Raw genomic sequence first — 15,888 nt, forward strand, 5'->3', positions numbered from 1 at the left:
TACATAATTTATGATACCATAAAAAGGGATTTTCAAGCATGTTATTAAACTAATCTGCCCGTCAAGTTTAATCAGTACAGCCAGATTTCGAAGTTTTCGTTTATCCACCAATCCGCTTCAAGCCGTCTGTCGGGAATGAGATAAAGTTCTTATCAAAATCGGGAATGGGATAAAGTTCTTGTCATTTGGTTTTGACAAGAACTTTATCCCATAAAACAAAAAGGCCGCGATTTACGCGACCTTTAATGAGATAATGTTCTTGTCACCCGACACTTGTCGGATGACAAGAACATATATCGTTAAAGGACAAGAACATATATCGTTTGCCGAAAAAGTTAAAACCCCGTCAATTAATAATCGACGGGGTTTAAAAAATCAAAATCGCAACTTTGATACATAACGATCAATCATTAGTTTGAGTTGCTTATTTTCCTCGCTTGGGTTATCAAAAACACCCGCCTTTGCTGGAAGCATAGTGAACATGGATAAATTCATCTAATTTAACCTGTTGTTGAGAAAGGTTTTCAGTTGCGCATAACAATACAAGTTCTTGTCATCATTCGGCAAACGATATATGTTCTTGTCATTGGCTTTTGACAAGAACATATTTATATCGTTTGCCGAAAAAGTTAAAACCCCGTCAATTAATAATCGACGGGGTTTAAAAAATCAAAATCGCAACTTTGATACATAACGATCAATCATTAGTTTGAGTTGCTTATTTTCCTCGCTTGGGTTATCAAAAACATTCATTGCAATATTCATCGGAGTAAACGATTTCATACGATTTATTTTTCTCTTTCTAACAGCCGTTGCTTTAGTTCTTCAGTGTGTGGTTATTCATTTTTAAAGTAGTTAAGGCTTTCTTCAGCATTATCAAATTCACCTACTGATGCTTCGATTACTGCCCAATCCACTTCCATACCAGATTTGTACATGCCAAATGAAAAGCCAATTGGTAACCCATAATGAGATAATGGGGTTCCTGCTGCTCTTTTCATAATAACATTAAAATATGGAATCGATTTATCNGTACATGCCAAATGAAAAGCCAATTGGTAACCCATAATGAGATAATGGGGTTCCTGCTGCTCTTTTCATAATAACATTAAAATATGGAATCGATTTATCTAACATGTAATGTCCCCCCCCAGTAGATGCCACTGTTATTTAATTCGTTGATCATTGATGGTTACCTTCATTTTCCATACAAAACTGCCATTTAGCGTAGCGAAGGACTGCCATTCGGCAGCCCTTTCGTTATTGAACTAGTTTCCGTTAGTTCAATGGTGAGACCATTACTTTGGGAGTTCGTTAATGACTCCATCCAAAGGAAATACCATCTCCACAAATTCTCCTGAAGTAGCCTTTATATTAACAGCAAGACCATCAATCATAACAGACCATTGCCTATTCCCTATAATTTTGTTTCAGAATGAATCATTCTCCAGTAAACAATATGCAGCCTGTTTCTCCGTATCATAATCACCATTCATTTTTTCGTTGATTACTTTTACATATTCTTTTGCTTTGATAATAGCATTATTTTCAGTTAGGATGGGTTTTTGAATTTGATAAATTACAAATATGCTTAGAGATATAAGCAATAATAAAGAAATCCTTTTCATAACTTAATTCACCTCATACTTATAAAAGAAAATCGAATCATTTAGTTGCGTTAAACTGCCCTTTAGTTCAACAGGCTGCCGAATAAGCCGGCAGCCTGTTGTTATTGAGCTATAGTTTCCGTTAGCGTAATGCCATCTCTAATATTTAGCACGTCATTTCGTAGAGAGAATTCTTTGGCATAATGAGGGGCGTCATCAATCAATAGCGTGGAGTACCTCATGGGAAGATCTTTAGGTTTAAGCATGATCTTGAAGGGTTAGCGTCTTTTCTTAATTACGTTAGAGGAGTTGAATCAGCTGCAGGGATGCGCCCATCCATTGTTATGGAAACAACAGGCCATTATCATAGCCCCGTTGTTCAGTTTCTGGACCCAACGTCTAAAGAGGTCCTAGAAATGTCTGAGCTGGAGATTACAACTGCAATCGGGCGTCTTACGGGACGCGACAAATCCACTTCGTGGTGTTTGGAACGCGTACAAATCTTAGCAGCTGCGGCAAGGCGAAATCCCTTTAAGGAGATGGCTTTTCCAAGTCACTTGATCTCCTTGCAGTTGCTCATCAAATTGCTTCTTCAATACCAGGAGCATTTAGCAACCCTTGTTAAATCGGTAGATGCCCTGGCAGAAGAGTTACATGATTTAATTCAATCGATACCCGGTATTGGCACTAAAATTGCTGCAACAATTTTGGCAGAGATCGGGGAAATCGATCGGTTAAATAAGAAATTAAGGGCTTAGTGATAAAGTAAACATCATCATGTTCGGATATTCCAATCGACCTCGGAACAGGATTATTTAATTCTTCTATCGTTTCAGGAATACGTCTGCTCCACGTATTCCTCCCGATGCCGGTGGCCCTTCACTCATGGCTTGAAATCCACCGTCTAACCCCTTTTCATACAATTTGTAAATCATCTTCTTTTATTGAATCTTCAATTCGGTATTTCTCAGCTTGCAAGTTAAACATAAAAGCATACTTACCGTTAAGTTTCATCAGTTCATCATGACTGCCTTCTTCAATAATCTCGCTGTTGTCTAACATATAAATTCTATCGGCAATGCGTGTTGTGGATAGACGATGGGAAATAAATATAACCGTTTTGTGATAAGCTGCCTTTGTGATGGTTTCATTCAAATGGTATTCACTGATAGGGTCAAGAGCACTTGATGGCTCGTCCAGAATGATGATGTTACTGTTCTTGAACAGTACGCGAGCAATAGCTACTTTTTGAGCTTCTCCACCGGACAAGTCTATTCCATCGTCATCAAATTCGTGAGTAAGCCTCGTATGGATACCTTTAGGTAAAGTTGCAAGTTTTTCACTGAATCCACTTCCATTCAAGGCTTCCACAATATCGTTATCATTGCAAGGGATTTGATCCATCATCACATTTTCAGCAATACTGGCGGCAAACAGTTGATAATCTTGAAAAACCGAACCAAAATGATTGCGGTATTGTTCAATGTCATACTCTTTGATATTAACGCCGTTATAAAGGATCTCGCCTTCAGTGACATCGTAAAGCCGCATGAATAGTTTGGTCAGAGTAGTTTTCCCTGCTCCATTATGTCCAACAAATGCAATCTTTTCATAGGGCCTGATGGTTAAATTAATGTTTTTCAGTATAGGCTTCTCTCCATTATTATAGGAAAATCCGACATTCTTGAATTCAATTGTGGAAAGGTTTTCCGGCATGCTTATTGCATTTTCATGGTTTACTACTTTGGATTTGTAATCAATGAACTTTTTTAATTTTTCTATATATAAACTATGTTGCAAAAATTGCGGGAAAACTTGAGAGAATTGATTTAACCCTTGTTTGAGTCCCCATGAGGTTTGAATCAGCGCGAAAGCAGTTCCATAGCTGAATGCTTTTAAAACCAGAATTTTAAACATGACATATACAACATACAGCCCGTTAATAATAAACGTATTAAAGACATAATTTGCCATAAAGGAAAAAAAGGTGATTTTGTTCGTCCGTTTTTTTACCGTATCGACTAATTCGTCATTGCTCGCTTTAAAGTCCTTATATAATTTGTTCTTAATATCGTTTAAACGAATTTCTTTTGAAAAATCATTTAAATAAAATACTCTGCTTATATAATCTCTTTTCCGCTGGATTGGGTTCATTGCTACATCAAGTTCAAAACGGAGTTTATTGATGAGAATATTGGCAAAGTAAGTTAGGATGAACGAAGTCGCGACAAAGATTATGCCAAATACATCAAAGAATAGCATGAAAATACCTGATGACAGAATAAGAGCAACGCTTGCTCCGAATAGAGCAATGGTTTCAAGAACTGCATCCGTTCTTTTTGTGACTTCATTCATTGCCCAAACAAAATCCGTATAAAAATCAGGATTGTCGTAACATTCAAGATCCATGCTAGAGGCTTTTTGATAGATGGTGAGCTGCAAATGTTTATTAAGCTTTGCTTGCGCTTTCTTCTTTAAATAGCTTCCGAAAAGACCAGCAACAAAGAGATAAAGCGAAGCCGCAATAAATACTGCAGCTAAGTAGCCTACAGCATAAGATAAAGGCCGGGAAAATTGAATAGAATCGATCATAACTTTAGGCATATATCGAAATTCAAAAAATTGGAGAATGACATGAGATGCCGGTAATGTACAAACGAAAACTACATACATGGGAACTGTTCTGAAAGCGTGCTGCAGCAGGAATCTATTATTATCGACTACTTTTTTTATATCTTTCATCTGTTTTTTTAACATACGGCTTCCCCTTCAATGTCATAGAATTTATTCATTTTCAGGTGAATTTTTTCATCAATGTAGTTTTTGGCTTGTTTTCTGAACATATCACCGTATTTTCCATTTGTTTTTATAAGCTCTTCATGACTGCCTTGTTCCACCACTTTACCGTTTTCAAGCACATAAACCTTATCAGCTAACACAGCCGAGGAAAGCCTGTGGGAGATCAGTACAACCATCTTGGACTGTTCTTGATCTCCGAATGTTTTGGTAAACGTTTCGTACATATTGAATTCGGCTATTGGATCAAGAGCGCTGGAAGGTTCGTCAAGAACAATGATGCTGTTTGAATTGGCAAAAATCCGTGCAATGGCAATCTTCTGAAGCTCGCCACCCGAAAGAACGGCTCCCTCTTCATCAAATTCTCTTGTAAGTACGGTGTCTAAACCATTTTTGAGAGACATAAGCTTTTCATAAATGCCGCTTTTTTTCATAGCATCAATGCCAGTATTTCTTTGATCTTCATTCGATATTTCTGACATGAATACATTTTCTAATGCAGACATAGACAAAATCTGATGATCTTGAAATACCGTCCCAAAAAGCTTTCTGTATTCTTTTAAGTTATAGTCTTTGATGTTAATGCCATTTAACAGTATTTCGCCTTCTGTAACGTCATACAAACGCATCATCAATTTGACTAAAGTTGTTTTGCCTGCTCCATTATGACCAACCAAGGCTATCTTTTCATTGGAATTAATTTTTATATTTATATTTTGCAATATTGGTTTTGTTTGACCATCGTAAATGAAGGATACATTTTTAAACTCGAGAGTATGGACATTACCCTCTACAAGGCAACCATCCTGATTTTCCGAGATTTTTTCTCTATAGTTTAAAAACACTCTGAAATTTTTAATATACAAGCCATTTTCTGAAATTTTCAAAACATTACCCATTACAGCCAGGAGCATATTAGATGCCGCAACCATTGCATTTGCCAGTACGACACAATCGGCTACACTGAGATTTTTAAGCACAAGTGCTCTATAGATGGCATAAATCCAAACTCCCTCGAAAATAGCAGGATAGCATATAATACTTTGGATAAACCCCAATGTGAATGATTTTTTCTTGTATTTATCTACATTTTTCAAAATGCCTTTGTAGGATGCTTCGTAAATAGCAACAAGAATATGATAGACTTTAGAAAGCCTGATTTCCTTCGCATACTTTTGCAGGAAAACGACTCTATTGACATATCCTGATTGGCGATTGAATGGAACATCGTCCATGTCGTTTTGATATTTCAATTGGTTTAATACTTTTCCAAAAACAAAACTTCCAATGACGGGTACAACGGCGAGCAGCCCTATGAATTTGTCTAACGTAAACATGGTGTATATGACATATATGGATGACAAAGTAGAAACAATAAGATTGGCCATGCTTTCCAGAACTAAAATAGCGCGTTCCTTGGCTTCCGACATCGCTGTCGTATAATTATTGTAAAAATCGGGGTTTTCAAAGCAACTAATATCAACCGAGCTGGCCTTGTCAAACAAGATCCTATTCATCTTATAATAGATTTCTTGATCGCTTATGGGTTTATATTTTTGATTGAACCATGCCGTAAAAAGCTCGAATAAAAGGAAAATAACCATGGAGAAGGCGATAAACAAAGTTATTTGTTTAAAATCTATTTGCTCGTCAAGGGATCTTAAAATATAACGGGTGAAAATGATCATATAAAAAACCCACCCAAAGTACCTGACAGAGGCGTCAATAAAGGTGCCGATTACCCTCATTGGGGATATTTTGATAAGAATTTTCAGAATATAAAGATTGTTTAATATCGTATTATCATAGATGTTCGCGATCGGTTCTGATTTTTTCATTTAGAGTACCTCCACTAATAAAGCCCTTTATTAAGATAATAATATCTTATTTATCTATTTTTCTAGCCAAGTATGAGTATGAATATGATAATTAACTAAATAGTCTCTATTCTACTTATCAGCCCCCCCCCATCTGAATGTGGTTGAACTATTCTGCCTTTACAATGCGGTAGCTATTTCGATTGTCTCGGCACCCTCATGTTATTGATATTGAGCTCAAATGTTCGTAATTTCAATCGTCTCTTCGTTTGCTCTTAAATATGTTCTTTTTCCAGTCACTCATCTCTTACTCGATCGTCAATGCTTTAATTCTAAAGCCTGCCGCCATGGTTATAAATGGAAATATATCATTTTTGACATGGATATTTGTGCTCAGTATGCTGTCCGTTTCTTTTAAGAAAAAGCAGACCGCTATGGCAGTCTGCTCGTCTTACTATCGTTTCCGTTAGTTTAATAAAAAAAGACAATGATTCTGGATATATTCAGTGGTTTCTTTATGAGATAATTTGTCTAGAAGGTTTTTCGAATTTATTAGCAATATCTCATCTATTTCTTCTCCACATGGCTTTAGGTCATTTTGATTACCAACAAACTCAACTAGAAACATAGTAGTTTCTTGGTACTCATAACCTATTTTTTTCTTTATCTCGTTGTCAAAATAAAAATTTATTTTTCCAGGTAGTTCTTGTTTAATAACGTATTTATCTGTCCCAGTTTCTTCAAATAATTCACGCATAATCGCATCTTTTGGGCTTAAATCCTCATCTTCGACCCCGCCTTTTGGGAAATCCCAAACCCTAGAATCCTTATGAGTATTCAATAATTTATGAACAATCAAGAATTCATTCCCCTGGAATACTATAGCCCCAACCGCTTTACGGACTGTCTTGTAATGAGAAGTATCCCCGTACAATTCAATGTTATATTCGGTATCCCTAATAACAACCTTATTTAATGATGTAGGCTGAATTATTGGAGGGTTCCATAATTTTTCAAATGAATCTCCTCTAAAGTAAGCCATGATTACTTTAAGTGCAATTGCATGAGTAACGATTAGAACATTACCACCCTTGTGTCTATTTATAATTTCTAATACTGTTGGAATGATTCTATTTTGTAACTGAGAAAAGGATTCTCCATCATTTGAAGGTTTATATAAATGAGCAGTATTCCAAAAGGCGTTATATTCGTCTGGATAAAGATTTTCAATATCTAATTTTTTATGTCCTTCCCACGAGCCTAGGCTGATCTCCTTCAAGCTATCACAAATAATAATTTCATTTTCCCGTTCTTCTCGAATTATTTCTGCAGTTTGGAATGTTCTTGGACTAGGGCTTGAGTAAATAGCATCAAATCTAATATCCTTTAGAGATGATTTTAACTATTTCGCTTGACGTTTGCCTAATTTGGTTAAAGGAGAATCCTTGAGACCTTGCATTTTTCCTTCTACATTCCATTCAGTTTCACCGTGCCTAGTTAAAAACATCACAGTCTTCATCAACAAGCCTCTCTCTCACAGGTTTCATAAAAACTCAAATATTACTAAAAAGCATTCGTGAAACTGGAAGGCAATCCCTTTATGTAATTTCCTTTTATTTAACTCTCCTGTCCGTTACTTAATGAAAACAGGAGCAGCTGCCGTGACGATCTGCTTCCAGGTGATTCCACTATCGTTTCCGTTAGTTCAATAATCAGTAATTATTTCAATCGTTACACATGTGATATTACAATCCATCATGGGTATTATCATTGAACACTTATAAAGTTGAACTCCATTAATTTCAATATCCTCAATCGTTATCTCATGAAAAAAGAACTCCATTTCATCTGGTTTTCGAGGAATTTTCCCCTTCATACCTTCCAGCCATGTGTTAATACTTACCGAAAAACAATCCCTAAATATAATTACCTTGTTATTTTCATTGTTATTTGAATCGCCATACGTTATTTGAACTAAATGTGATGCATGGTCGTATGAAAATCCCTTTAACCTTTCATCAATATAATCTGTTCCTAATTGTTCGATAAGTGCTTGACTGCTTGGTCTCATGGGGATAAAGCCTCCTACGGAAACATTCTTCTTGAATTAATTATACTTAAGATTCTAAGGCTTGTTGAAGAAAACCGCCCGTTAGCCATACATGCAGCGCAAGCGCCGCACCACAGATGATAAAAATGGAGTGAAAAATCTGTCAATACTGCTACTATGGCTGGGAGAGGAAGGTCGATGAACTATGGTGCCTTAGAGCCCATCCGTTAGTCTGACTCCAACGATCACGGTGCATCACAGATTGTGGCTCCCTTTCGGGAAGCACTCATGTGGAGTTTAACGCTAAAATGGTTATCCATTAGTCAATTTTAATAATCTTATCAAAGCAGTATGAATCTTTGTCATAGCCATTATGCTCATAGAAAGCATGGGCATCAGTTCGCTTCATCCCGGTACATAGAATAATGCTGGATATTCCGCTGTCTTTCGCATAATTTTCAGTGTATCGTAGCAGTTCAGTTCCTACCTTATGACGCTGAAAATCATTATGAACAGCAAGTCCGGTTATATGTAGATAACCATTCGCAGACCCTACAGCTAATGCATGAACAATAGATATGAAACCAACAACATGATTCGCAAGTAACGCTATAAACGTTTTGTAATTGCCGGCTCTGATCATCTGTTCCATCGTAACGCGAAAGTTCTCATCCGTAACAGTACGAACGCCAAGTACATCGTTCCATAAGAAAACAACTTCAGTATAATCTTTTGATACAACTTCTCGTATCTTAATTTCCATACCCAACCCCCGTTAATAAAAATATTCGCGAACAAAGGATTCGACAATTGATGAAGCAATCTGCCCGTTACTTCAACGGACAACGGCAGCCCATTGTGTGCCGGCTGCCGTCATGTCGTGATTGAATTATCGTACCCAGTTAGCGGAATGATTCTTTCTTTGAGTTCGCTTAAGTCAGAGTCGTAATACAGTTATTGATTCGTTGTTAAAAACTTCACCGTTGTCACGAAAGCCGAAACTTTCATAAAGCCTTTTGGCAACGACGTTATCGGATTTATAAGGGATCCAGCAATATTGTGCTCGCCCTGCGATTGATGGCTCTTCGTATCCAGTAATTCCATAAGCCAACATAACAAACCCGACAGGTTGCTCATCCGCATAAATGACAAATGGGAATGGATGTCCCCCATTGGTTAAGAGAACATAACAAGAAGCAACGCTGGAGAGATTAGACGCAACATAATGCCGTTGCTCCTCTGAAACTTCCATGTTAAACATGGCACGCCTGTTTTCGAGAGTTATCTTTTTTAGCGAAATCATGTAAATCTTCTCCCTTTAATACCTTTATTGTAATTCATGCAATTTTGGGAACAACCTGCATACGCAAATTAAGAACAAATATCTACATCTACGAAAAAATAATGTTAAAGCGATGCAAGCTCCTCAACTATCGCTCAGCTTTAACTTAACAAAATAGTTAATACCTATCTTTCAATAATCCCCGTGGTGATCTTCATATTTGGGGCAAAAGTGAGGAAGGCATCTTTATTGAATACTTTTGACAAGAAAGATTCCAACTTAAATTCTTTCTGCGCTTCGTCTAAAGTAGCCCCTCGATTTTAACAAATTTGTAACGAACAACTCTTCTTCCCCGGGATTCGCCCCGAAGCCATCTTCCTTAAGAGAGTTGTATAGTTCATTGTTTTTTTCAGATTCAAAATTGGGATCTAAAAAATTAACCCTATCACTGACTCGGCACTCGATTTGCCTGACTCCTAGTTGACTTAAATAAATAGGTACCTTTATACCTACGTTACCATCTTTCCCACATCGTTGTGTATCTCTTTCAAATAACTCCTAAGAAATCCTAATTGAACCACATCTGATGGATAGAACCCGTCAAGATAATAGCTTGCCATACTTGAGATCCAGTGAGTTTCAAAGCAAATAATCCTGCCTCGATCCACCAAACAATCTGTCATCTTTTGAAGAATCTCTTTCGGGTTTTCTACATGCAATAAGAAGGCGTGGCAAACTACTATGTCGTACTGCTGATTAAAATCCATTTCTTGAATATCACTGAGGATAAATTCAGTTTTGAAAGGAGCTTGTTGAAATATCTCCTTTGCGTGTTCAATTAACCTGGCACCAGCATCAACACCCGTATACGTGGATCCTTCAGGAAGCAGCGGCATTAGTTTAGTTCCTAAATATCCGTAACCACACCCAAAATCGATGATTCGGACAGGGGATGTGATTTTCCAAACATTACTTAGTAGGAAATTTAAATAATCATCATTGTAATACAACCATCTAGTCCTGCTTAAATAATCAATTTTGCTATCCCAATAGTAACCGTCCATTTAGCTAACCCCTTCCTGCACAATACACGTCACTTTTGTGTCATTATCAGTTATCCTTTGCGCCGCGGTCGCATAACTACAATACAATATATTCCAAAAAAACAATAGACTTATGTTGATTTTTTTTGTATAGTATTCTTTATCCATGGCATTTTTAGGGTTGTCCAGAACCAGCACTCATTGTGCTGGTTTTTACATTAAACAACCCATAAATGGAGTCAGGGAACATTCGCACTAAACTCCCTTTAGTTCAATAAAAACGGCAGCTGATCCTCTGATCGGCTGCCGTTTTATTGTTCTGTACTATCGTTCACCGTTAGTGCAATATAGTACAACATAAGCACGATGAGAAACACATGCGTAGCGTTTGGGGTAACAAGTCATTTTTTCTTAACCGGAATCCAAATCTCCCCAGACACATACCCTGCCGTTCCATAATACATTTCAAAGGTAGGGCCTTCAACCTGTTCGTATTCCGATGTCGGAAACCATTCGGAATAAATCCTTCCCCATAACTTTATTAAATCACATTGCGGTTCTGGGAAAATCGCCCACGTTAGTGCCGGGACAGAAAGTTTTGTAAATCTCTCCGGAATTTCAAGTCCTTTTGGTAAGAAATAGCTCACCATGTATTTAAAAGATGTTCCAGTATGATCATATAAGGCAGCGTGCAAGATGGTGTTACTAAAGCGTCCCAATAATCCATTCATCCCTTCAACACTTCCATCTACATCACATTGTTGACGGAACTGAGCAACTTCAGAATATACTTTTTGGGGATCAGAATTGACCATACCATATGCTCCAAACATCTCAAAAGGACCTTTTTGTTCGATGCGGTAATTCATCTCGACATCTCCTTTTATTGAAATATGGAAGGACATTCGAGGATAGGCTTTTAGAGTAACACCTTTATCGCGCGCAGATATTGGCATTATCCCATGAAGATTCTTGAACGCCCGTGCAAACGCTTCTGGCGAATCATATCCATATTTCAAAGCTACATTAATAACCTTTGCATCTGTCGTCTGTAGTTCAAATGCTGCCAATGTCAACCGCCTACGTCGAATGTACTCAGATAACGATACCCCAGTAATAAAAGGAAACATTCGTTGAAAATGATAAGTAGAGCAACAGGCTCTCTGCGCTATTTCATCATATGAGATATTGTCCGCTAGGTTTGTTTCAATATATTCCATGGCGCTTTTCATCCTATCCAACCAATCCATCGTTTTTCCTCCCTTCAAGATATATTTTATCGCAGTTCAAAAGTGAATACCGTGCATTTTCTGCACGAAAATGTCAGGATATCGATGATAACAATAATTCTCCTCTTATTCCTAATAACACTTTAGCTATACTGTCCCCTTAGCGTGGAAACGGCAGCCGATTGTAATGTGTTGTCTGCCGCGGTGTCTATATTAAGCTATCGTTTACCGTAGCGTAATGAACTTATAATGTATAAACAACAAAACTTACAATTGAAACTCAATTTGGTACGTGCCATATCAAATTACATCCATTCGTAAGTAGTTACAGGAAATTATCTAAAGCGCGTTACAGGGGATATAAGTAAAACAAATACGAGAAATCTTGCTTACAGTTTGTTTGTGGATCATTTTATCACGCCTATTCAATTGGTATATTAATCAGCGAGAGCTCGTATGATGTTCGTTTTTGCTTCATTGATTAACACTTCATCTTTATCATCAATAGCCTGCATCATTATCCCAGTTGGAATATACATGGCAATCAATCGAGCTAATACCTTCGTTTCTTCATCTACATCCCCATATACATTGAAAAAGTCAGCACGCGCATCCGAGGGTAAAAAGCTATACACAACATTCAAGTCACAAGCAGGATGACCTATATTGACATCGCCCCAGTCAATAACCCCTGAAACTTTTCCGTTCTTATCAACCAGAATATTTTTAAAATGAAGGTCACCATGTAGGAATACGTACTTTTGTTTCACTCTTTCAGTTCTGAGCTGTTCCAAATAATTCGTTATGGCTTGGTACTCTTCTTTACTAAAATGAGGGGCAAGGTCGGAAATGATTTTATGCATCTTTTCCCGACGCATTGCTATATCAGTCAGATTTCTATGGTCATGTTGAACTCCAATTTCTTGTGCTACATTCACAGGGAATGCATGCAAACCTTTTAAAAATCGTGCGAGCGTTGTTACTGAAAACGTACGTTGCTTATCAGTTAATCCGACTGGAAACTCCCCAGATAAATAGGGGTAGCCAAGGAAGGGCATAGGATAATCATAGTCCCCTTCCCCAAAAAACATGGGTAAAGAATAGGATATGGAGATATAATCTTTAAGCTTAGGTAATATCTTTCCTTCCATCCTTAAAGAACTAAGTGCAATCTTCCTTCTTGGAAAGCGAAATACATATTCGCCCCCGACAAGAAAAACAGTGTTATCCCAGCCGTGTCCTAGTTTCTCTACGCTTTTTGAAGCTAACTGAGGAAATTGACTACTTATTAATTTATAAGCCAAATCCTTCGATACTTCCCATTCTGCATCCCATTGATTCGAACCGCCCATTTCCCCCTATCGCCTCCGTCACAAAAATGATACTTTTGTATTCCCCTTTGGTATAGCTAACTGAATGGATTCGAATAAAAATCATTTACTTTTTCACTTTACCTCTCTAATATATTACCGCATTAAAGTATACAAGTAAATATATGTTGGATTACTTAATACTAAGAAGGAACTTCGGATCGATCAATTTTGAAAGTATTCTGCCCGTTAGCGCAACGAAGGCTGCCGATCATTTTAGCAGCCATCATTATTGAAGTATCGTGTAGAATACTTTTCCCTATTGGAAGCACACCCGATTATTTCGATAAATATTGACCTATTTGTGATGTTGGGTGAGTCATAAGATGCTCAACCGTCCCCTGTGCAATGACTGAACCACCTTCCGAACCAGCGCCAGGGCCCATTTCTATTAGCCAGTCGCAACAAGAAAGCACATCTGCCTTATGTTCGGTTAAGATCACAGTATTCCCTTGGTCTACTAACTCCTTAAGCAAAGACAATAGCCGCTCGATATCTGTTGGACCAAGACCGTTAGTCGGTTCATCTAATACGTATACAGTACCAGGCTTATTTACTTTTCCAAGTTCCTTGGCTAATTTGATTCGTTGAGCTTCTCCACCGCTCAACGTCGGAGCCGGTTGACCTAGTGATAGATAACCAAGCCCTACCCGAACTAGGGTTTCCAACATTTTGAATATCGCTTTATGCTCAGAGAACCATGTCAAAGCTTCTTCTACATCAGCGATAAGTACATCATAAATTGAATGTCCTTTATACTTCACTTCAAGAATTTCAGCTTTATAACGTGTTCCATGACAAGCCGGGCATTCGTGATTGATGGTCCCGATCGGGCCTAGATTAATGGAAACAGTCCCTTCACCTTTGCAATTTGGACATCCGCCGCTTTCCGTATTGAAGGAAAAGTGCGAGGGGGTATACCCGCGTACGACAGCTTGAGGCTGTTCGGCAAAAAGTTTTCTCAACTTATCCCAAATGTTTATATAGGTTACTGGTGTTGACATTCCACTCCGACCAATGGGAGCTTGCGTAACCACTACACACTTTTTAATGAATTCCCAACCTTCGAGGCTACCTAATTCCTGTATCGCCTCTGCAACATCACTTTCCTCTCCTTCAGATGTTTCGCCTTCAATCTCATCACTACCCATATCAAAATAATATTTTAGTAACGGGACAAGCGTTCCGGATACTAATGAACTTTTTCCGCTACCTGAAACTCCGCAGACGCCAACCATTACGCCAATTGGAAACTCAACTGTAATGTCTTTTAAGTTGTGCAAGGATGCATTCCGTATCATGAATCGGGCAGTATCCGTCATGTTATTTCTATTCTCTTTCGGAGGATACTTCTTTGCACCTGTTAAATAAGGGCTAATTACCGAGCGAGAGTCTTCAGTCATTCTTTCTACCGATCCAAAATAAATGATTTCTCCACCGTTTTTTCCAGCAGCAGGTCCCATTTCTATAACATAGTCGGCAGCTAGAATCGTTGATGCATCATGCTCCACGATAATTACACTATTTCCAGACTTTGTTAGATTTCGCAACCGTTCCAAGAATGGTCCTTTTTCAACTTCATGAAGCCCAGCAGTAGGCTCGTCAAATATATACAGAAGCGAATCAAAATCACTTTGTAGATGGAGCATGAGGTAGAGTCGTTGCAACTCTCCCCCACTTAGAGACGGAATAGAACGTAATGCATTTAAATACTTTAGACCTACATTAATTAGCTGTTCGCATTTCGAAATTACGAAATCTATAATAGGTTTACTTTCTGGCTGAAGCCTGATGCGGCTATTTAATGATTGCAGGAACGATTCTAAATCAGAAGCTGGCATCAGAAGCAATTCTCCAATATGCTTGTTTTCAATTTTGACATTCAAAGCTTGTTCCTTCACACGATAGCCATGACATAGACTACAGATTGAAGAGGAGTAAAACCGTCTCTCGAATAGTACCCTTGAGATAGGTGAAGTATTTCTACGAGCATTAAGAAAAGGAATGACTCCTTCGAATGCATGAGGTACTCCATATAAAAAATCATGTTTCTGCTGCTCAGTTAGTGAACGATAGGGAGCGGTCTTCCAATTGACTCCAGTCGCCTCACCCAAATGTGATAATGTGTTTGCAAGCACGTGTCCGAACTTTCTGCAAATCTTATCCATGGCCCAATCTTGGTCTGGAATCAATTTTCGCTGATCGACTTCCATCACATATCCGAGGCCGTAACACCCCGGACACATTCCTTCTGGTCGGTTGTATGCAAACAACTCTGAAGGAAGCTTCATTAACTTTCTATTAGAATCTTTTCCTTCTATAGAGTATAAACGACATAATAAATCGAGAATCCTTGTTTTTGTACCAACAGTGCTACGGGGATTCGACTGACGAATGGTATTCTGAGCAACCGCAATTGCCGGAGGAAGACCACGAATCTTAGTAAATGGCTCACCTTCATTCCACCCACTCTCTGTCGATAAACCAATGGAATTTAAATATCGTTTGCGGCCCTCTTCAAACAGCAGATCAAACGCAAGTGTAGATTTACCAGAACCACTGACTCCTGTAAAAACAACGAGCTTTCCTTTCGGTATGTCCACATCGACATATTTCAAGTGATGCAGGTGTGCTTGTCGAACAATAATATGATCCATGACACTCTCCAAAGATTTTTATGTTATTCAATAGTCC

At 38.1% G+C, this 15,888-nt stretch carries 11 protein-coding genes and 3 pseudogenes; 1 reads left to right on the plus strand and 13 read right to left on the minus strand.

Features of this window, described 5'->3' with window-relative positions:
• Positions 1 to 836 precede the first annotated feature (836 nt).
• Positions 837 to 1,031 (minus strand): annotated as a pseudogene (locus ASG93_RS22030) (hypothetical protein); the annotation flags it as partial.
• A 399-nt stretch (positions 1,032 to 1,430) separates the two neighbouring features.
• Positions 1,431 to 1,628 carry a hypothetical protein gene (locus tag ASG93_RS22035; protein WP_056835335.1) on the minus strand — a complete coding sequence of 66 codons (198 nt, stop codon included), beginning with the start codon at positions 1,626 to 1,628 and terminating at the stop codon, positions 1,431 to 1,433.
• 395 nt (positions 1,629 to 2,023) lie between these two features.
• Here ASG93_RS22035 and ASG93_RS36505 point away from each other — a divergent pair, with 395 nt between their 5' ends.
• Positions 2,024 to 2,365 (plus strand): transposase, encoded by a 342-nt coding sequence (locus tag ASG93_RS36505; protein WP_056835336.1) that lies wholly within the window; start codon positions 2,024 to 2,026, stop codon positions 2,363 to 2,365.
• 157 nt (positions 2,366 to 2,522) lie between these two features.
• On the opposite strand, the gene ASG93_RS22045 is transcribed toward ASG93_RS36505, so the two are convergent.
• The 11 genes and pseudogenes from ASG93_RS22045 to ASG93_RS22090 form a co-directional block, all read right to left on the minus strand.
• Positions 2,523 to 4,364, minus strand: a complete 1,842-nt coding sequence (locus ASG93_RS22045) for an ABC transporter ATP-binding protein (RefSeq protein ID WP_056835338.1) — start codon at positions 4,362 to 4,364, stop codon at positions 2,523 to 2,525.
• Positions 4,358 to 6,241, minus strand: coding sequence for an ABC transporter ATP-binding protein (locus ASG93_RS22050; RefSeq protein WP_056835341.1), 1,884 nt, complete (start codon positions 6,239 to 6,241; stop codon positions 4,358 to 4,360). Before ASG93_RS22050 ends, ASG93_RS22045 begins: the two co-directional genes overlap by 7 nt.
• A 445-nt stretch (positions 6,242 to 6,686) precedes the next feature.
• Complete coding sequence (locus tag ASG93_RS22055; RefSeq protein WP_056835412.1) at positions 6,687 to 7,154, minus strand: NUDIX domain-containing protein; 468 nt, start codon at positions 7,152 to 7,154, stop codon at positions 6,687 to 6,689.
• Positions 7,152 to 7,739, minus strand: a pseudogene (locus ASG93_RS35960) (histidine phosphatase family protein); the annotation flags it as partial. The gene ASG93_RS22055 and the pseudogene ASG93_RS35960, both read right to left, overlap by 3 nt.
• 186 nt (positions 7,740 to 7,925) lie before the next feature.
• Positions 7,926 to 8,291, minus strand: coding sequence for a hypothetical protein (locus ASG93_RS22060; RefSeq protein ID WP_056835343.1), 366 nt, complete (start codon positions 8,289 to 8,291; stop codon positions 7,926 to 7,928).
• A gap of 298 nt (positions 8,292 to 8,589) precedes the next feature.
• Positions 8,590 to 9,033, minus strand: coding sequence for a GNAT family N-acetyltransferase (locus ASG93_RS22065; protein ID WP_056835345.1), 444 nt, complete (start codon positions 9,031 to 9,033; stop codon positions 8,590 to 8,592).
• Positions 9,034 to 9,207: 174 nt separating this feature from the next.
• Complete coding sequence (locus ASG93_RS22070; RefSeq protein ID WP_056835347.1) at positions 9,208 to 9,573, minus strand: hypothetical protein; 366 nt, start codon at positions 9,571 to 9,573, stop codon at positions 9,208 to 9,210.
• A 164-nt stretch (positions 9,574 to 9,737) separates the two neighbouring features.
• Positions 9,738 to 10,616: pseudogene (locus tag ASG93_RS22075) on the minus strand (class I SAM-dependent methyltransferase).
• A gap of 380 nt (positions 10,617 to 10,996) precedes the next feature.
• Entirely contained in the window at positions 10,997 to 11,845 is an 849-nt protein-coding gene (locus ASG93_RS22080; protein WP_056835349.1) for an AraC family transcriptional regulator, read from the minus strand.
• Between the two features lie 416 nt (positions 11,846 to 12,261).
• Complete coding sequence (locus ASG93_RS22085; protein WP_056835351.1) at positions 12,262 to 13,176, minus strand: phosphotransferase; 915 nt, start codon at positions 13,174 to 13,176, stop codon at positions 12,262 to 12,264.
• A gap of 296 nt (positions 13,177 to 13,472) precedes the next feature.
• A complete protein-coding gene (locus tag ASG93_RS22090; RefSeq protein ID WP_056835352.1) occupies positions 13,473 to 15,851 on the minus strand; it encodes an excinuclease ABC subunit UvrA in 2,379 nt (792 codons plus the stop codon).
• Positions 15,852 to 15,888: the final 37 nt, after the last annotated feature.

Source organism: Paenibacillus sp. Soil787 (assembly GCF_001429545.1).
Lineage (GTDB): Bacteria > Bacillota > Bacilli > Paenibacillales > NBRC-103111 > Paenibacillus_E.

Coding starts and splice junctions, on each gene's coding strand:
- ASG93_RS22065 (WP_056835345.1), bottom strand. CDS start 9,033: ATGGAAATTAAGATACGAGAAGTTGTATCAAAAGATTATACTGAAGTT.
- ASG93_RS22090 (WP_056835352.1), bottom strand. CDS start 15,851: ATGGATCATATTATTGTTCGACAAGCACACCTGCATCACTTGAAATAT.
- ASG93_RS22080 (WP_056835349.1), bottom strand. CDS start 11,845: ATGGATTGGTTGGATAGGATGAAAAGCGCCATGGAATATATTGAAACA.
- ASG93_RS22060 (WP_056835343.1), bottom strand. CDS start 8,291: ATGAGACCAAGCAGTCAAGCACTTATCGAACAATTAGGAACAGATTAT.
- ASG93_RS22045 (WP_056835338.1), bottom strand. CDS start 4,364: ATGTTAAAAAAACAGATGAAAGATATAAAAAAAGTAGTCGATAATAAT.
- ASG93_RS22085 (WP_056835351.1), bottom strand. CDS start 13,176: ATGGGCGGTTCGAATCAATGGGATGCAGAATGGGAAGTATCGAAGGAT.
- ASG93_RS22035 (WP_056835335.1), bottom strand. CDS start 1,628: ATGAAAAGGATTTCTTTATTATTGCTTATATCTCTAAGCATATTTGTA.
- ASG93_RS36505 (WP_056835336.1), top strand. CDS start 2,024: ATGTCTGAGCTGGAGATTACAACTGCAATCGGGCGTCTTACGGGACGC.
- ASG93_RS22050 (WP_056835341.1), bottom strand. CDS start 6,241: ATGAAAAAATCAGAACCGATCGCGAACATCTATGATAATACGATATTA.
- ASG93_RS22070 (WP_056835347.1), bottom strand. CDS start 9,573: ATGATTTCGCTAAAAAAGATAACTCTCGAAAACAGGCGTGCCATGTTT.